Origin of the sequence: Stappia albiluteola, assembly GCF_014050225.1 — a bacterium.
Taxonomy (GTDB): domain Bacteria; phylum Pseudomonadota; class Alphaproteobacteria; order Rhizobiales; family Stappiaceae; genus Hongsoonwoonella; species Hongsoonwoonella albiluteola.
Map to the genome: position 1 here is coordinate 1 of NZ_JACFXV010000066.1, position 17,612 is coordinate 17,612.

At 62.8% G+C, this 17,612-nt stretch carries 15 protein-coding genes; 7 read left to right on the plus strand and 8 right to left on the minus strand.

Annotation, left to right across the window (positions count from 1 at the left end; translation table 11 throughout):
- Positions 1-171 precede the first annotated feature (171 nt).
- Entirely contained in the window at positions 172-1,521 is a 1,350-nt protein-coding gene (gene hemN / locus H2509_RS18555; RefSeq protein WP_182167963.1) for an oxygen-independent coproporphyrinogen III oxidase, read from the plus strand.
- A gap of 72 nt (positions 1,522-1,593) precedes the next feature.
- Here the strand turns inward: hemN and H2509_RS18560 are convergent, their stop codons facing one another.
- From H2509_RS18560 to mscL, 6 genes are all read right to left on the minus strand, one after another.
- Positions 1,594-2,301, minus strand: a complete 708-nt coding sequence (locus H2509_RS18560) for a Crp/Fnr family transcriptional regulator (RefSeq protein ID WP_182167964.1) — start codon at positions 2,299-2,301, stop codon at positions 1,594-1,596.
- A 328-nt stretch (positions 2,302-2,629) separates the two neighbouring features.
- On the minus strand, positions 2,630-2,968 hold the full coding sequence (locus tag H2509_RS18565) for a response regulator (RefSeq protein WP_209002058.1): 339 nt from the start codon (positions 2,966-2,968) through the stop codon (positions 2,630-2,632).
- 169 nt (positions 2,969-3,137) lie between these two features.
- The gene (locus tag H2509_RS18570) at positions 3,138-3,758 is read right to left on the minus strand and encodes a response regulator transcription factor (protein ID WP_182167966.1); all 621 of its coding nucleotides are present in this window, start codon (positions 3,756-3,758) and stop codon (positions 3,138-3,140) included.
- A 28-nt stretch (positions 3,759-3,786) separates the two neighbouring features.
- Positions 3,787-4,938 (minus strand): two-component system sensor histidine kinase NtrB, encoded by a 1,152-nt coding sequence (locus H2509_RS18575; protein ID WP_182167967.1) that lies wholly within the window; start codon positions 4,936-4,938, stop codon positions 3,787-3,789.
- Between the two features lie 91 nt (positions 4,939-5,029).
- The gene (locus H2509_RS18580) at positions 5,030-6,199 is read right to left on the minus strand and encodes a pyridoxal phosphate-dependent aminotransferase (protein ID WP_182167968.1); all 1,170 of its coding nucleotides are present in this window, start codon (positions 6,197-6,199) and stop codon (positions 5,030-5,032) included.
- Positions 6,200-6,357: 158 nt separating this feature from the next.
- Entirely contained in the window at positions 6,358-6,786 is a 429-nt protein-coding gene (gene mscL, locus H2509_RS18585) for a large conductance mechanosensitive channel protein MscL (RefSeq protein ID WP_182167969.1), read from the minus strand.
- 241 nt (positions 6,787-7,027) lie between these two features.
- On the opposite strand from mscL, the gene H2509_RS18590 reads away from it, so the two are divergent.
- Positions 7,028-10,549, plus strand: coding sequence for a PAS domain-containing hybrid sensor histidine kinase/response regulator (locus tag H2509_RS18590; protein ID WP_182167970.1), 3,522 nt, complete (start codon positions 7,028-7,030; stop codon positions 10,547-10,549).
- Between the two features lie 31 nt (positions 10,550-10,580).
- On the opposite strand, the gene H2509_RS18595 is transcribed toward H2509_RS18590, so the two are convergent.
- On the minus strand, positions 10,581-11,249 hold the full coding sequence (locus tag H2509_RS18595; protein ID WP_182167971.1) for a response regulator transcription factor: 669 nt from the start codon (positions 11,247-11,249) through the stop codon (positions 10,581-10,583).
- A 411-nt stretch (positions 11,250-11,660) separates the two neighbouring features.
- Between H2509_RS18595 and H2509_RS18600 the strand changes: the two genes are divergently transcribed.
- From H2509_RS18600 to pip, 3 genes are all read left to right on the plus strand, one after another.
- Positions 11,661-11,978, plus strand: coding sequence for a DUF4212 domain-containing protein (locus H2509_RS18600; protein WP_182167972.1), 318 nt, complete (start codon positions 11,661-11,663; stop codon positions 11,976-11,978).
- Complete coding sequence (locus H2509_RS18605) at positions 11,969-13,804, plus strand: sodium:solute symporter family protein (protein ID WP_182167973.1); 1,836 nt, start codon at positions 11,969-11,971, stop codon at positions 13,802-13,804. The genes H2509_RS18600 and H2509_RS18605 overlap by 10 nt, the downstream gene beginning before the upstream one ends.
- A gap of 187 nt (positions 13,805-13,991) precedes the next feature.
- Positions 13,992-14,948, plus strand: a complete 957-nt coding sequence (pip, locus tag H2509_RS18610) for a prolyl aminopeptidase (RefSeq protein WP_328805122.1) — start codon at positions 13,992-13,994, stop codon at positions 14,946-14,948.
- 24 nt (positions 14,949-14,972) lie between these two features.
- Here the strand turns inward: pip and H2509_RS18615 are convergent, their stop codons facing one another.
- Positions 14,973-15,431, minus strand: coding sequence for a secondary thiamine-phosphate synthase enzyme YjbQ (locus H2509_RS18615; RefSeq protein WP_328805123.1), 459 nt, complete (start codon positions 15,429-15,431; stop codon positions 14,973-14,975).
- A 188-nt stretch (positions 15,432-15,619) separates the two neighbouring features.
- Between H2509_RS18615 and H2509_RS18620 the strand changes: the two genes are divergently transcribed.
- On the plus strand, positions 15,620-16,594 hold the full coding sequence (locus tag H2509_RS18620) for an alpha/beta hydrolase (protein WP_182167974.1): 975 nt from the start codon (positions 15,620-15,622) through the stop codon (positions 16,592-16,594).
- 135 nt (positions 16,595-16,729) lie between these two features.
- A complete protein-coding gene (locus H2509_RS18625; protein WP_182167975.1) occupies positions 16,730-17,599 on the plus strand; it encodes a thioesterase family protein in 870 nt (289 codons plus the stop codon).
- Positions 17,600-17,612: the final 13 nt, after the last annotated feature.

The following is a 17,612-nucleotide window of genomic DNA, read 5'->3' on the forward strand; positions in this document are numbered from 1 at the left end:
CCCGCGCCACGCTCCATCGTCACCCCGGCCCGCATGAGCGCCGGCCGCGCCGCCAGTGCCGGGGCCAGATATCTTCCGCCCGTGGGCCACGGCTTTAAATTGAAGGAGGAACGGGGCGAGCGCTTGAGGAAGATCAAGGCGAAGACTTCCGCCTCTGTGCGAACTGGCGCCATGACACAGCTCGAACATCGCTACGCGACCCGCAACGTTCCCCGCTACACCAGCTATCCGACGGCGCCGCATTTCCATGCCGGCATCGACGGCGAGGCCTATGCCGGCTGGCTTGCCGGGCTTGATTCCTCGCACGACCTGTCGCTCTACCTGCATGTGCCCTACTGCCGGCAGATCTGTCACTATTGCGGTTGCAACACCAAGGGCGCGCGCAAGGACGCTCCCGTCATTGCCTATGCACGGACCCTGCTTGCAGAGATCGACCTCGTCGTGAAGCATTTGGGCAAGGGCCGCAACGTCGCCCACATCCACTGGGGTGGCGGTACGCCGAGCCTGCTGCCTGCCGACAGCTTCCTTAGGATCGTCAAGCGCCTGCGCGGAAATTTCACCTTCAAAGAAAGCCTGGAGCACGCGATCGAGCTCGATCCGCGCACGGTGACGGAGGAGCTTGCGGACAGGCTGGCCGCCGCGGGCGTGAACCGGGCAAGTCTCGGCGTGCAGGACTTCGACGCCGGCGTGCAGATGGCGATCGGTCGTCACCAGCCCTTCAGCGTCGTCGAGCGCTCTGTGGAGGCGCTGCGCAAGGCCGGGATCGACCAGATCAATTTCGATCTGATGTACGGCCTTCCGCACCAGACCCGCGAGACGATCCTGCATACGGTGGAACTGACGCGACTGCTGTCGCCGGGGCGCGTGGCGCTCTTCGGCTACGCCCATGTACCCTGGATGAAGAAGCACCAGAGGCTGATCGACGAGGCCGCCTTGCCGGGAGCGAAGGCGCGCATCGAACTTGCCGACAGCGCCAGGGCGGCATTGCTCGACGCCGGCTACGAAGCGATCGGGCTCGATCATTTCGCGCTGGCCGATGACAGCATGGCAATCGCGCTGCACGACGGCACGCTTCGCCGCAATTTCCAGGGCTACACCACCGACACGGCAGGCGCCCTAATCGGCTTCGGTTCGTCCTCCATCGGCTTCCTGCCGCAGGGCTATGTACAAAACGCTCCGGATGTCGGCACCTGGACGCGACAGGTAAACAGTGACCGCCTGCCGATCGCGAAGGGGATCGCGCTGTCGTCGGACGACCGGGCACGGGCGGAAATCATCGAGCGGCTGATGACGGTCTACGAGGCCGATATCGGGGCGATCGCGCGCAAGCACGGGCTGGACTTCGCTGGCTTTGCCGAAAGCTTCGGCCAAATCGGCGAGATGGTCGCCGATGGCCTAGCGACGACCGATGGCATGCGCGTGCATATCAGCGAGGCGGGACGCCCGTACGTGCGTGTCGCGGCGGCCACCTTCGATGCCTATCTGGCGCGCGGCGCCGCCCGGCACTCCGTCGCCGTCTAGAATAGAAAAGCCCCGGCCGGAGCCGGGGCAGTGCACTCAGAGAGAAGAGCTGAAAATTCTGCCGGGAGCGTTCTAATGTGCGCCGGTGAGCTGGCACATCCCGCAGACATTGTTGATGCGGATATGGTCCTGCCGCTCGATCTTGATGAAACCGCGGCGCTTGAGATCGGATATCACACGGCTGACCGTCTCGATGGTCAGGCCCAGATAGTCGGCGATTTCCTGGCGCGTCATGGTCAGCGTGACGTTGAACTCGTCTTGCGGCTTGCCATCCGCCGGCCCGAGACAGCCCACGCCACCGCGATTGGGCACCAGGCGCATCAGGAAGGTGGCAACCCGCTCGACCGCCGACTTGCGGCCAAGCAGCACCGCGTGATCGTGCAGGGTCTCCATCTGCGACATCAGGCAGCGGGTAAGCTGCTTCTGCAGCGTGGCGGAGGTCTCGATTTCGCGACGGTCGAAGGAGGACACCCTGATCGGCGTCAGCGATTCCGCCGAGCAGTCGTAAACGTCGTGGCCGGGCACGCCGAAAACGGCGCCCGTATTGAGGATTTCGACCACCTGGCGGCGACCGTCGGGAAGAAGCTTGTAGAGCATCACGACACCGTCTTCGAGCTCGAAGAGCCGGTCGGCCGGGTCGCCTTCGTAGAATAGAACCGTATGTTCGTGATGGCGTTGGGTCTTGATGTGGGAGAACGGAACCGCCTCGCGGGCACTGAACGCCGCGCCGCCTGCGCCATGCCCACCATTGCTTGCAAGCCCACGATCCAGATATGCCATCTCACCCTCCTAATTCGGCGCGAAAACGGGGCATGATCCGTCCAGCCCTGCACTGTCGTGCCCGGAAAGCCACATCCCGTCCGATGCCGCTCGCCGCATTTTCCATGGTGAAATTACCTAATTGCAACGACCGGGGATATTCGGTCGTTTTCGTACGACTTTCTACCTAGTATCAATCACTTACGCGGTAATCGTAGTGCGATTAGAGCCACTTGGCCAAAACCCTACTCTACGTAATCGATCTCAAAAATTCCCGCGCAGACCGATACCTTCGCAGTTGAGGAGCACAATCTCCATATCCATCAGCGCGTGCAGTAATTGAACCCGCTTATAGATACTTCGTCAATGCTTCTTCGCGTAGCGGCTTACGTAAAAGGATATCAGGAGTTTCGCCCTGGAGCATGCGACGAATTGAAGCTTGCGGCTGGCCGGATATGGCAATGATTTTAAGTTGGAGGTTCAAGCTCTTCAGCCAGCGGATGACCTGCATGCCCGGCATACCCGGCAGGCAGAGGTCCACGATCACCGTGTCCCCGTCCACGGGCGGGGTATGGCGGAAAAAGGCCTCCGCATCGGCATAGACAATCGTTTCATGACCGAGTTGCTGCAAAAGCAGCGACAGGGCATCGCCGACGCCAGGGTCATCTTCCACGATGTGGATGGTCACGTGCACTCTCGTCCGGATTGCGTTTCAAAAAATCCGCATTCGGACTATAGCGCCTTTGGGTAGCGACTAAACTACGCACAAACCCTGAAGACGGGCTTATGCGTAGAGTAAAAACACTTGCCAGCACACTGATAACGCTGCGGAATGCAAATTCACCTGAGTCCGGCTGTCATGCCTCGGGCGGCTCTCCTGTCAGTACGATGCGCACCAAGTCGGCCGCATTGCGTGCTCCGAGTTTTTCCATGATGCGGGCGCGATGAACCTCGATCGTGCGCGGGCTGATGCCGAGCGTGCGCCCGGCCTCCTTGTTGGAGGCGCCGGCCGTAATCTGCTCAAGCACCTCCCTTTCGCGCGGCGTCAGTTCCTCGGCGCCCGGAAAGTCGACCTTCGGCCCGCCATTGGCGCTCCGGTTGCGGCGATTGGCGGCTATCGCGTCGCGCACCCGCATGACCACGGTTTCCGCGTCGAAGGGCTTTTCCAGGAAATCGTGCGCGCCCTGCTTGATTGCCTCCACCGCCATCGGAATGTCACCCTGGCCGGAGATGACGAAAACCGGCTTCGTGAATTCCCGCCCGTTGAGTAGGCGGAGGATCTCGATGCCGGATTTTCCGGGCATGTGCACGTCGAGCACTACGCAGTCGGGCTCTCCCTCGTCCAGCCGCACCATGAAGGAATCGCCCGTCTCGAAAGCTTCGACATCAAATCCCTCGATGTCGAAGATCACGGTAAGCGCGTCGCGGACCGAAGGATCGTCGTCCACGATGTGGATCGACAGGGATTCGTCGTTCATACGCTCGGTCCTTTCATTCTAATCGCAATCATTCGCCTGCCGCACTGGGCTCGTCGATCGGCAGCTTGAGCGTGAAGGTGGCTCCGCCGGAGGGGCCGACCGGATCGACGGCTAGGTCGCCGCCATGGTTCTGGGCGAGCGACTTGGATATCGCCAGGCCGAGGCCAAGACCGCTGCGCTTGGAACCGGAGAAAGCCTTGAACAGATTGGCGAGATTTTCCTGAGGCACGCCGGGGCCGGAGTCCGACACCGCGATCGATATGGCCTCTTCGTCGTGCCATGCGCGGATATCGACCGCCTTCTTCTGGCACCCTTTCACGGCGTCCATGGCGTTGCGGATCAGGTTGACGACGATCTGCTGGATCTGCACCGGATCGGCGTTAAGCTCCGGCATGTCCTCGCCGACCTCCAGGCTCAGCAAAACCCCCTCACCCATCTTGCCGAGAGTAACCAGATCCACGCATTCGCGCAAAAGCGTGGGAACGTCGACCGGTTTGCGCTCCGGCTCCCGCTTCTCGACGAATTGTCGCATGCGCTGGATGATCTGGCTGGCGCGTTCCGCTTCCTTAACACCCTTGTCGATGACATCGATCAGCACGCCCTCAAGGCCCACCACGCCTTCTGACTTGCGCTTGATCGCCTGAAGATAGAGCATGATCGCCGTCAACGGCTGGTTGAGTTCATGGGCAATCGCCGCGCCCATCTCGTCGAGAGCATTGATGCGGGCCATCGAGACAAGCTGCGCCTGCGCCTTTGACAAACGCTCCTCGACGAGCTTGCGCTGCCGAATATCGCGCATGATGCCGATAAACTGCCGCCCTTCCGGCGTCTGAGCCTCGCCCACCGACAACTCGATCGGAAATTCCGTCCCGTCACGATGGCGCGCCTTTACTTCCCGACCGATGCCGATGATCCGCCGGACGCCCGTGTCAATATAGCTTCGTACGTAGCCATCGTGCTCACGGGCATAGCTCTCGGGCATCAGGATCTTGACGTTCTTGCCGCGTACCTCTTCCGACTGATAACCGAAAAGCGCCTCGCAAGCCTTGTTGTAAAGAATGATGCGGGCGCTTTCGTCCATGATGACGATACCGTCCACCGCCGTATCCAGTACGCTCAGCAACCGCGCCTTGGAAACGCTGGCCGTCATCGCGAGGCTATCGGTATAAGAGTCGGGCATGTTCGCCTCGTCCCGCGTAACTATGGAATCGGCGCAATCAAGACTTGTTTCTTATTACGCAAAAATCCGTACCTCAAAGATTGCCACATCGTCAACGTGGCAACCATACGGATAGTCGCTCCGCTGCCTTCGCCAAATCGACCTCGCTTCTGGCGAAACAAAGCCGCACGAATCCCTCTCCTGCGGTGCCAAAAGCACTGCCCGGCGCAAGCCCCACGCCCGTCTGCGAAACCAGGCTCTTGGCAAGTTCCCGACTGTCGGCAAATCCCTCGACGGAGAAGAACAGGTAGAAGGCGCCCTGCGGCGGCGCGTAGCGGACACGCGGGCTTTCGTCGAGCGCCCGCCGCATGATCGCAAGACCCCGGCGCGCCCTGGCGATCTGCTCCGCCACGAAGGCTTCGCCCTCCTCCAGCGCGGCGATGCCGGCCCGCTGCATGAAGGCGGCGACACCCGACGTGTTGTACTGGATCAGGTTCTCAATCACCTGCCCCATGACCGGCGGCGCGGATAGCCACCCGATGCGCCAGCCCGTCATCGCCCAGTTCTTGGAGAAGGTATTGACCTGCAGGATGAGGTCGTCCTCCTCGGCGATATCGTAGAAGGACGGCGCGCGCTCCTCCGGACCGTAGGTGAAGCGGCCATAGACCTCGTCGGCGATGATCCAGAGACCGCGGGCGCGCGCTTCCGCCAGCACGAATTCCAGCCACGCCCGGTCCGCCATCCAGCCGTTCGGGTTGGACGGCGAATTGACGTAGATCGCCTTCGTTCGCGGCGTGACGGCAGCAAATAGCCGCTCAGGATCGAGATGCCAGCCATTGGCTGAAAAGGTCATCGGCACACAGACGGCGCGCGCACCCATGATCTCGACGGCTGCCGCCAGATTGGGCCAGGCGGGATCGGGCAACACGACCTCGTCGCCCTCGCCCGCTACCGCCTGCACCGCAAGCTGGATCGCCTGCATGCCCGAACCGGTGACGAAGAAGCGCTCCGGCGAGAAGGGCCGGGAATAGAGCCGGGCGTGATAGTCCGCCAGGGCTTGGCGCAGTGCCGGGATACCGCGCTGCCAGGTATAGAAGGTCTCGCCCGCGGCAAGCGAGCGGTTCGCCGCCTCTGAAATGAAGGAGGGCGTAGGCAGGTCGCCCTCGCCCACCCACAGCGGAATGAGGTCTTCCCGCTCCCGGGCGAAATTGACGACCTCGACGATGCCGCTTTCCGGCGCCAGCCGCGCCTGCGGCCTCAGTTTGGAGAGAATGTCGGTCAACGCAATGCTGCCTTCCAGGTTCGATTCGGAAGCGAGGTTACAACCAAGTGCCTTCCCTCAACCATCCGCCCCAGGCGGGCGGCAGCATTGCATTTCCATAACGTCTTTGTGCCAACGGCGAGCGTCGCGCCGCTCATACCCTCTTGTCGGCCGCAACGCTATTTCGACTTAAGGAGATCCCGGATTTCCTCAAGCAATACCTCCTCGCGCGGGGGAGCGGTGGGCTCCGCCGGCTTCTCCTCCTCCTTGCGGCGAAGGCGGTTGACCATCTTGACCACTATGAAAAGTGCAAAGGCTACGATGAGGAACTTGATCACCGCATTGATGAAGAGGCCGACGTTCCAGGTGACCGCGCCGGCATCCTTGGCCGCCTGCACCGTGGCATAGGCCCCTTCCGGCGTCCCCTGCTTCAGGACCACGAAAATTTCCGAGAAATCGACATTGCCAAGAAGAAGGCCGATGGGCGGCATGATGATGTCGTCGACCATCGAGGACACGATCGCGCTGAAGGCCGCACCGATGACGATGCCGACCGCCATGTCGATCATGTTGCCCTTCATGGCGAATTCCTTGAATTCCTTGAGCATGATTTCACTCCCTCTTGGGAATTGGACAATTCATGGAAGAAATGCAGCTCTCGAAACTTCATAGCACCGCGAATGGCGCCGAAAAACACGCAAGGAAGAACATTCCCCAACGGAATTATCATACAAGGGTGGGTGGCAGGGACGTCCACCTGCGAAGTGCTGATTTACAGCGGGCAAGCTCTGTGGTCGGATTGATGCTGGAAACGCCGGACGAAGGAGGCGTTGAGGAAACGTAGAGTCCATGCTCGACGGATGGATCGTCATTTTCGCAGCCCTCGGCTACGTGATCCTCCTGTTCGCCATCGCAAGCTATGGCGACCGGGCCACCCGGCTCAATGTGCCGGGCAAGGGCCGCCCCTTCATCTATGCTCTTTCACTGTCCGTCTACTGCACGTCCTGGACCTTCTTCGGTTCGGTCGGCGGAGCGACACGTAACGGCATCGAATTCCTGACAATCTATATCGGACCGGTGATCGTCTTCGCGCTCGGCTACCGGCTGCTGCGGCGCGTGATCCGGCTGGCCAAGAGTGAGCGCATCACGTCGATTGCCGATTTCATCGGAGCCCGCTACGGCAAGAACCAGTCGGTCGCCGCCGTGGTTACGATCATCGCCGTGGTTGGCGTCATTCCCTATATCGCGCTGCAGCTGAAGGCCGTGTCGCTGTCAGTGACGGCGATGATCACGGAGCTGAGGATTCCGCTCGGCGAGACCAACGTGCCCGTCTTCGGCGACATTGCCCTGCTGATCGCCATCTGCATGGCTATCTTCGCCTGGGCCTTCGGCACCCGCCATATCGACGCGACGGAGCATCAGGAAGGCATGATGCTGGCGATTGCCTCCGAAGCGATCGTCAAGCTCATCGCCTTCCTTGCCGTGGGCATCTGGGTCACCTATTCGCTGTTCGACGGGCCGGGAGAACTGATTGCCGCAATTGCCGCCCATCCGAAGGTGAGCGACGTCTTCACGCAGGAACTGCACGGCGGCAACTGGATCGTCATGACGACGCTGTCGCTGTTTGCGATCCTCATGCTGCCGCGCCAGTTCCACGTTACGGTAACGGAAAACAATTCCGACGCGGAGCTGAGACGGGCGACCTGGCTGTTCCCGCTCTACCTCGTCGCCATCAACATCTTCGTCGTGCCGATCGCCGCCGCCGGCATGCTGTTCATAGGCGAAGGCACCAACCCGGACACCTACGTGCTGGCCCTGCCGCTCGCCATGGGCGAGCCGTGGCTGGCCCTTTTTGCCTTCATCGGCGGCCTTTCGGCGGCAACCGCCATGGTGATCGTCGCCACGGTGGCGCTGGCAATCATGGTATCCAACGACCTGGTGATGCCCTTCATCCTGCGGCAGAGCTCCGAAGACCAGATCATTTCCTCATCGGGCGAGGATATGAGCCGGCTGCTTCTCAGCATCCGGCGGGTGGCGATCTTCGTCATCCTGATCCTCGCCTACGCCTATTATCGCGCGGCGGGCGATACGGCGGCGCTCTCCTCCATTGGCCTTCTGTCCTTTGCCGCGATCGCCCAGTTCGCGCCGTCCTTCTTCGGTGGCCTCATCTGGCGGCGGGCAACGGCGCGCGGTGCCATCGCGGGCATGCTGACCGGCTTTGCCATCTGGCTCTATACCCTGCTCTTGCCGACCTTCGCCAAATCCGGGCTGATTTCTGCCGACTTCCTGGAAGCCGGTCCTTTCGGCTTATGGCTGTTCAAACCGCAGGCGCTGTTCTCGCTCTCCTTCAACCCCTTCATTCACGGCGTCTTCTGGAGCCTGTCGCTCAATCTCGCCGTCTACGTCATCGTCTCGCTTGCGCGCGCGCCGGAGCCGATCGAACGCCTGCAGGCCAATATCTTCGTGCCGTCCGAGCTTTCCCCCGCGCCCTCGCTTCGGCTGTGGCGCACGTCGGTGACGGTCGGCGACCTGAGAGCGACGATCGCCCGCTATCTCGGCGAAGAGCGCACCGACCGTTCGTTCGCCCGCTATGCCCGCGACCGCAACCAGGAAATGGCGCCGAATGCAACGGCCGACCCGCAAATTCTGCGCTTTGCCGAGCAACTGCTGGCCAGCGCCATCGGCGCCGCCTCCTCGCGGCTGATCCTGTCGCTTCTCGTCAAGCGCAGCGAGCCGTCCGGCAAGGGCGCGATGAAACTGCTGGACGATGCTACGGCCGCCATCCAGTACAATCGTGACCTGCTGCAGACCGCCCTCGACCAGGTTCGCCAGGGTATCAGCGTGTTCGACCGCGACCTCAGGCTCATCTGCTGGAACCGGCAGTTCCGAGAACTGCTCGGCCTGCCGGCCGAATTTGGCCAGGTGGGAACCCCGCTCGACGCCATCATCCGCTTCAATGCCGAGCGCGGCGAGTTCGGCTCCGGCCCGGTGGCAGGCCACGTCGCGGAGCGGGTCGACAAGCTGGTCGTCCATCAGGAGACCTTCCAGGAAAGGCTCTCCTCGACGGGGACGGTGCTGGAAGTGCGCACCAGTCCGATGCCGGATGGCGGCATCGTGACCACCTACACCGACATAACCGAGCGCGTGCTGGCGGAGGAGGCACTTGCCCGCTCGAACGAAACGCTGGAACGGCGGGTGCGCGAGCGCACCCATGAACTGACCCGCGTCAACGAGGAACTGGTGCGCGCCAAGCGCGAGGCGGATGACGCCAATATCGGCAAGACGCGCTTCCTGGCCGCCGCCGGCCACGACATCCTGCAACCACTGAACGCCGCGCGCCTCTATGCCTCAAGCCTCGTCGACCGTTTTGCCGACGGCCAGAACCGAGATCTGGTGCGCAATGTCGAAGCCTCGCTGGAATCGGTTGAGGAGATCATCGGCGCGGTGCTCGACATGTCGCGGCTCGACACCGGCGCGCTGAAACCGGAGGTCACGGTCTTCCGCCTGGACGAGATCTTCAACACACTGCGCACCGAATTCGAGCCTATCGCCGAGGAAAAGGGCCTCGAATTCCGCGTCATGCCGACAAGCCTCTCGGTACGCTCCGACCGCAGGTTGCTGCGTCGCCTGCTGCAGAACCTCGTCTCAAATGCGATCAAATACACGGCAACCGGCCGGGTGTTGCTTGGCTGCCGGCGCCGGCAGGGCAAGGTGGCCATCGAGGTGCACGATACCGGCATGGGCATCCCCGCCTCCAAGCAGCGGCTGATCTTCCTCGAATTCCAGCGGCTCGACGACGGTGCCCGCGTAGCCCGTGGCCTCGGACTCGGCCTGTCGATCGTGGAGCGCATCAGCCGCGTCCTCGACCACCCTGTCGTTCTGGCTTCGACCGTCGGCAGGGGCTCCGTTTTCCGGGTCGAACTGCCTGTTTCCGCGTCCTTGCCCGCCGAGCCCGCCCCCGCCGCCCCGCCTGTTGCGGCAAGCCAGCTCGACGGACTGACCGTGCTTGCAATCGACAACGAGCCGCAGATCCTGGCCGGCATGGAAGTGCTGCTGACGGGTTGGAACTGCAAGGTAATCACGGCGCGCGACGCCCGTGAAGCGGCGCAAAAGATCCTGGATAGCGGGGAGGTGCCCGAAATCCTGCTCGTCGACTACCATCTGGACGAGGGAACCGGCATCGACGCGGTCGTCCATCTGCGCTGGAGGTTCGGTGCCGACCTGCCGGCGATCCTGATCACCGCCGACCGTTCCCGCGCCGTGCGCGCCGAGGCGGAAGAAAAGGACATCGGCCTGCTGAACAAGCCGGTGAAGCCGGCGATGCTGCGCGCCCAATTGTCGCGCGGCCGCGCCAAGGCCGCCGCCGAATAGGCCGCGCCTTTCGTTCAGGAAAAGACCGGAATCAGTCCTGTGTGACGGCCTGCCACTGCCCCTGCTCGATCTTCGAAGCGGCGATGACCGCCTGGGTGCGGCTCTCCACGCCAAGCTTCTGCAGGATCGCCGAGACATGCGCCTTCACCGTCGCTTCGGAGACGCCGAGTTCATAGGCGATCTGCTTGTTGAGCAGGCCTTCCGACAGCATCATCAGCACACGCACCTGCTGAGGCGTCAGGCTCGACAACCGCTGTACCAGGTCGGCCACGTCATCATCGGCGGCTTTCAGGTCGACATCGTCCGGAACCCACATGCCGCCGTCCATGACCACGCGCACCGCGTCGCGGATGACGTCGATGCCGAGCGACTTGGGGATGAACCCGGCAGCCCCGAACTCCATGCAGCGACGGATCGTCTGATGGTCCTCGGTGGCCGACACGATGACGACCGGAACTGCCGGATATTGCGCACGCAGATACATCAGGCCCGAATAACCGCGCATGCCGGGCATGGAAAGATCGAGCAGGACCAGATCCACCTCGTCGCGCGCATCCAGATCGGCGACCGCGTCCTCCAGCGTTCCAACCTCGGTTATGCCGGCAGAGGCGAACAACGTCACGAGCGTCTGCCGCAGAGCGCCGCGAAACAGCGGATGATCGTCCGCGATAATGAAATGATAGGCTGCCGTTTCCGTCACGCCCTTGACCTCCCCTCCCGCCGTCGTCGCGGCGGCGCTATCTTTCTTGCGGATGGCGTTGCGAACCGCCTGCCATCCGGGGCATTTCTTGCGGATGGCGCTCTTTCGAGCCGCCCGCCATCCGGATTGGCCCGAACGTTTCTTGTGCTTCGTGGCCGGTGCAATAGTTCAACACTCTAACAGTCTGATCGATTGGGCGGAATACTTACCAGTTGACCTTACGGCGGAGGGCGCGCGCTCCGACCGCATCTCTAGGCCATTTTCCTGATTTCGCTTTTGTGAAACTCGTATAAGGATCGGCTGGGGTTCAATACCTTGAGCATATCCTTACCGCCAAGTCCGATCCAGATTTGGCGGGATATGCACTGGCGGCACCCATCGGCGATTCGGCCTGCAGCGGGGGAGCAAGGGATGGCACGGCGCAAAAGCCCGAAGGCGCGCGGCGAGACGGCATGGTGGGGACGCACCCGACGATTGATGATCATCACCCTCGTGCTTTGGGCCATTGCCGGATTCGGTCTGCAAGCTTTTGTCGAACCCCTTGACGCAATTACCATCGCGGGTTTCCCCCTCGGCTATGCGGCGGCGTCTCATGGCGCGCTTGCCGCTTTCGTGATCATCGCCTTCTGGTTTGCCGCCCGCCAGGAGCGGATCGACGCCGAAGCCGGCTTTGCCGAACCTGAAGATGACACCGACGAGCTGACGGAGGATCAGCAGACATGGGCGTGAACCCGCAAGGCGATTCGTTCCGACGCAACCTGGGGCGCATCTTCGGCACCTATACCGGCGGCCTCGTCGCCTTCGTCATCCTCCTGGCGGTGTTGGAACAGCTTGGCCTGCCGGACAGCCTGATCGGCTATCTGTTCGTCGCGGCGACCTTCGCCGTCTATGCCGGCATCGGCATCGTCGCCCGCACGGTCAGTCTGTCCGACTATTATGTCGCCGGGCGCCGGGTACCGGCTGTCTACAACGGCATGGCGACGGCGGCCGACTGGATAAGCGGCGCCTCCTTCGTCGGCATGGCCGGCACGCTTTACGTTTTGGGCTATGACGGGCTGGCCTTCGTCGTCGGCTGGAGCGGCGGCTTCATCCTCGTCGCCACGCTGATTGCACCATACCTGCGCAAGCTCGGCGCCTATACGGTGCCCGACTTCCTTGGCGCGCGCTTCGGCGGCAATATCGCCCGCCTCGTCGGCATCATAGTGCTGCTCGCCTGCTCCTTCACCTATGTGGTCGCCCAGATCTATTCGACCGGCCTGATCGCCTCGCGCTTCCTTGGCATCAGCTTCGAATTCGCCGTCTATGTGGGGCTTGGCGGCATCCTGTTCTGCTCGCTCTTCGGCGGCATGCGCGCCGTCACGTGGACGCAGGTCGCGCAATATATCGTGCTGATCATAGCCTACATGCTGCCGGTACTGATCCTGTCGGCGCAGAAATACGGCTTCCCCATCGCCCAACTGACCTACGGCCGCGCGCTGCAGGAGATCGCCGGGCGCGAACAGGAGATGGTGGCAACGGGCCTCGCCTCCGGCGAGGTACTGAAATCCTATATCGAGCCATTCACCTCGCTCGACCGGACGAATTTCTTCGCCCTCATCGCCTGCCTCATGATCGGCACGGCTTCGCTGCCGCATCTCCTGATGCGCTTCTTCACCACCTCCTCGGTGCGTCAGACGCGGCGCTCCGTCGGCTGGTCGCTGCTTTTCATCGCGCTGCTCTATGTGACGGCGCCGGCCTATGCCGCCTTCGCCAAGCTGGAGGTCTATCAGAACGTCATCGGCGCCAGCCTCGATGCGCTGCCGGAATGGATCTACACCTATGGCCGGCTGGGTCTCGTCGACGTCTGCGGCATCAGCGCAACGACGGCGGACGCGGTGCGCGCGGCCTGCGCGGAAATTCCCGGCCATGGCGGCGTGCTGCGACTCGGCGATTTCTCCATCGACCGCGACGTGGTGCTGATCGCCACGCCGGAAATTGCCGGCCTTCCCTACGTGATCGCCGGGCTGGTGGCAGCGGGCGGTCTCGCCGCCTCCATCTCTACCGCCGACGGGCTGCTCCTGGCGATCGCCAACACGCTCTCCCACGACGTCTATTACCGGATGGTCGACCGCAAGGCGCCATCGAGCCGGCGGCTGGTGATCGCCCGCTTCCTGCTGCTGGCAGCCGCGGCGGTCGCTGCCTGGGCAGCCTCCACCCGGCCGGCCGACATCCTGTCGATCGTCGCCTGGGCCTTCTCGCTGGCAGCAGCCGGCAATTTCCCCGCCCTGGTGCTCGGCATCTGGTGGAAACGCTGCACCTCGGCAGGTGCTGTCGCCGGCATGGTCGCCGGCTTCGGTGTCACGCTCTACTACCTCGTCATGACGCAATATTTCGGAATGCCCGAATGGTTCGGCGTCAACAATATCTCCGCTGCCGTCTTCGGCCTGCCTGTCGGTTTCGCCGTGACGATCGCCGTCAGCCTCGTCACCCGCAAGCCGTCGGCGGAAACGGAAGCTCTGGTCGATGCCATGCGCCGCCCGTCCGGAGACCCGGTCATGGGTGAACGCAGCAGCTGAACATACTTCCTCCAAATCGCTTGCAGGCGGCGGGCAACTATCCGCCGCTTTCAGCGCATCGCCGACCTCCGCGTCTTGTCCTGCATCCGCCCGGCATATGAGTTACCTTACGTAATTAAGAAATGCCTCAACATTGATTGATCCCGAGACGGCGGCAGGCCGTATTTCGAGAAAGCGGAGATTTCCAGTGCAGGACCATTTGTTTCCCGAAATTGCCCCTCACAGAACCGGCCGGCTGAAAGTGAGCTCCATCCACGAGCTTTACTGGGAGGAAAGCGGCAATCCGGAAGGCAAACCCGTGGTCATCCTGCATGGTGGTCCAGGCGGCGGATCGAACCCTGCCATGCGCCGGTTCCACGATCCCGAGCGCTATCGGATCGTGCTCTTCGACCAGCGCGGCTGCGGCCGCTCCACGCCCCATGCCGAGCTTGCGGAGAACACGACCTGGGACCTCGTTGCAGATATTGAGCGGCTGCGGACGCATCTGGGGATCGAACGCTGGCAGGTCTTCGGCGGCTCCTGGGGCTCGGCGCTCGCGCTCGCCTATGCTCAGACCCACCCGGGCCGGGTGAGCGAACTGGTGCTGCGCGGCATCTTCACCCTGCGCCGGGCAGAACTGCTTTGGTTCTATCAGGACGGAGCGGGCTGGTTGTTCCCCGAGCTCTTCGAGATCTACCGAAACCATATTCCGGAAGACGAACGCAGCGACATGATCGCCGCCTACTACCGACGCCTGACCCACGCAGACCGCGGTGTACGGGTGACGGCGGCCCGGCACTGGGCCCAGTGGGAAGGCGCCACCCTGTCGCTCAGGCCGGATCCGCGCCGTGTCGCCACCTTCGGCGAGGACGACTTCGCCCTGGCCTTCGCCCGCATCGAATGCCACTACTTCGTCAATGGCGGCTTCTTCGAGCGCGATGACCAGTTGATCGCCAATGTCGACCGCATTCGCCATATCCCCGGCGTGATCGTGCAGGGCCGCTACGATGTGGTGACGCCGGCCCAGACGGCCTTCGACCTTGCAAGGGCGTGGCCGGAAGCGGAATTCGTGATGATAGGTGACGCCGGCCATACCGCCATGGAACCGGGGATCGGCGTAGCACTCGTCGCCGCGGCCGAACGCTTCAAGGATCTCCCGGCCTGACGCGCAAAGCGCTTTCGCGCCCGCTCAGGTCCCCTGATAGTGCAGGGTCATGCTGCGCTGGTGCGGACCGCAGCGATGCTCGATGACAAAGACTTCCTGCCAGGTGCCGAGATCGAGACGACCGTCGACCACAGGCACCTGCAGGCTGACCCCGGTCAGGACGGTCTTGATGTGAGCCGGCATGTCGTCCTCGCCTTCCAGGGAATGCCTCCAGCCGCCGTCGGCCGGCGCCATCCTGTCGAGCGCGTCAAGGATATCGTCCTGTACGTCCGGATCGGTGTTTTCCTGCACGGTGAGCGATGCGGAAGTGTGACGGAGAAATATTGTCAGCAACCCGTCGCAGGCATCGACAGACTGCAGCCAGCGATTGAGTTCCCCGCCGATGGCCAGGAACGACCGTCCGCCGGTGGAGACGACGAGCCGGCCCATATGCTGGCGCAGCTCGCGCGCTTCTTCCTCAAGTGTCCATACGCCTATACTCAAGGTCGAAGCTTTCGGACGCATCGTTTCCCCCGTTATCGTTACGAAAGCGGCAAAGACTATGAGCCCTGTCACACTGAATCGCAAGATTGCATCGACTACCGCAACGTATTCGCGAAAGCGGTCGCGAAACGGCCTGCGGCCTCTCGCACCGCTTGCAAAAATCGGTCTTACGCAGGTAAATCAGAACCATGTCCCTGATCGATCCGAAGCTTTTTCTCGATGAAGCGGTTAGCGCGGAAACGCAGGCGTTCAACCGCGACCTCGCCGGACGCCTCGGCGCCCTGCCCGACCAGTGGAGCTTTCCTCCGGCCGTGATCCGGGAAAGGCGGGCGCAAGGTCTGGGACCGTTTCCGATGCCGGAAAAAAGCCCCTACGCCGAAACGATCCATATATCCGGCCCGCACGGAGACATCCCCTTACGCCTCTTCGTCCCGGCGGCGCGCCGACCAGCCGGCGCCTACCTCCACATCCATGGCGGCGGCTGGACGCTCGGCTCGGCCGAAAACCAGGATCCCCGGCTGGAAGAAATCGTCGAACGCACCGGGCTTGCCGTCCTTTCGGTCGACTACCGGCTCGCGCCCGAACACCCCTATCCGCAAGGGCCGGACGATTGCGAGGCCGCAGCCCTTTGGCTCGTCTCCGAAGGCGCCAAGCGGTTGAATGTCTTACGCTTCGCCATCGGCGGCGATTCGGCCGGCGCCAATTTGGCGGCCGCAACGCTGATCCGCATGCGCGACAGGCACCTCGGCATGCCGTTTCAGGCAGCGATCTTCGAATGCGGCTGTTTCGACCTTTCGCTCACACCGAGTGCCCGCTCATGGGGCAGCGAGAAACTGGTACTGAATACCCGTGACATCACAATGTTCGTGCGGCACTACCTTGCGCATGGGCATGACGCCTACCAGCCGGATATCTCGCCGCTTTATGCCGACCTTCGCGGCCTCCCTCCCGCTCATTTCGCCGTCGGAACGCGCGACCCTCTGCTCGATGACACGCTGTTCATGGCCGCGCGCTGGCAGGCGGCCGGCAACCAGTGCGAACTGGCCGTCTATCCCGGCGGCTGCCACGTTTTCCAACAGTTCGCGCTCGGCATTTCGCGCGCGGCAAACGAAGCGGCAGATGCTTTCCTCTCGACACATGCCGCGTCGGCCAAGAGCGCCTGATTTCGCACGTACAAAGACGAACTCGCAGCATCGGCCAAAATAGCTTAGTATAAATTTCAAAATATACGGCAGGGCGATAAGCCTGGCCGAAATAATCACTACTGTGCATTCGGGCCCCACAACCAGGAAAAGACCATGCCCGCCGTGGAAACCCTGTTTTCCTTCGTGAACAGGTGGGAGTGCGACGAGAACGAGCATCTGAACGTTCAGTACTACTTCTCGCGCTTCGAGGAAGCCGACCGCCAATTTCGACTGCTCACCGGCCTGAGCGATGCGCTGGCCGGGCCCAGGCGCTGCCGTCACGTACGGTATCATCGTGAGTTGTGTGTCGGCCATGTCCTCCTCATGACCTCATATGCAGCGGTCGACGGGCCGCATATGCTGACGATCGTCCACGAGTTGAGGACCGATGACGGTGCGCTGGCCGCGACCGCCATTGATGGCTATTCGGCAGCCGAGGGGACCGTGCGCGAGCTGCGCCGCCGCTTCAAGCCGGTGGAGCTCGCGATGCCGGAATATGCTATGCCGCGCGGCCTGCCGGCAGCCGTCAGCGCGATGAAGAGCACGCTGGACGGCCTGATCGCCGGCGGCGCGGCCATCGTCAACCGCTCGACCGTGACGCCCCGCAACCTGGGGCCGGAAGGGCGGGCCGACGACGAACTGGCGATCGGCCGCTTCACGGAAGCCGCGCCGCATGTCTGGAACATGACGCCCATGACATCGTCATGGCTGGCGGAGCGCGATCTCGGTCGCGTCGCCGTGGAGATGAAGCTTGCCTGGCTTGGACCGCTGAAGGCAGGTGATCCCATCATCGTCGTCAGCGCGCCGATTGCCGCCTCCCGCAGCACCTTCGCATTCCGTCATCATCTGTTCGAGACGCGCGCAAGCCGCCTCGCCGCCGTCTGCGAGACCGTCGCCCTGACCATGGACCTGAAGACACGCAAGGCCGTCCCGCTACCCGACGACATACGCAAGGCAATCCTGGAGCGCACCCTTTCCTCGTAAGGCGCGTGGGGAG

What these genes read in the sequence shown, in the direction of transcription:
- hemN (WP_182167963.1), top strand. Translation starts at nt 172, where the DNA reads ATGACACAGCTCGAACATCGCTACGCGACCCGCAACGTTCCCCGCTAC.
- H2509_RS18560 (WP_182167964.1), bottom strand. Translation starts at nt 2,301, where the DNA reads ATGGCATATCTGGATCGTGGGCTTGCAAGCAATGGTGGGCATGGCGCA.
- H2509_RS18570 (WP_182167966.1), bottom strand. Translation starts at nt 3,758, where the DNA reads ATGAACGACGAATCCCTGTCGATCCACATCGTGGACGACGATCCTTCG.
- H2509_RS18575 (WP_182167967.1), bottom strand. Translation starts at nt 4,938, where the DNA reads ATGCCCGACTCTTATACCGATAGCCTCGCGATGACGGCCAGCGTTTCC.
- mscL (WP_182167969.1), bottom strand. Translation starts at nt 6,786, where the DNA reads ATGCTCAAGGAATTCAAGGAATTCGCCATGAAGGGCAACATGATCGAC.
- H2509_RS18590 (WP_182167970.1), top strand. Translation starts at nt 7,028, where the DNA reads ATGCTCGACGGATGGATCGTCATTTTCGCAGCCCTCGGCTACGTGATC.
- H2509_RS18600 (WP_182167972.1), top strand. Translation starts at nt 11,661, where the DNA reads ATGGCACGGCGCAAAAGCCCGAAGGCGCGCGGCGAGACGGCATGGTGG.
- H2509_RS18605 (WP_182167973.1), top strand. Translation starts at nt 11,969, where the DNA reads ATGGGCGTGAACCCGCAAGGCGATTCGTTCCGACGCAACCTGGGGCGC.
- H2509_RS18620 (WP_182167974.1), top strand. Translation starts at nt 15,620, where the DNA reads ATGTCCCTGATCGATCCGAAGCTTTTTCTCGATGAAGCGGTTAGCGCG.
- H2509_RS18625 (WP_182167975.1), top strand. Translation starts at nt 16,730, where the DNA reads ATGCCCGCCGTGGAAACCCTGTTTTCCTTCGTGAACAGGTGGGAGTGC.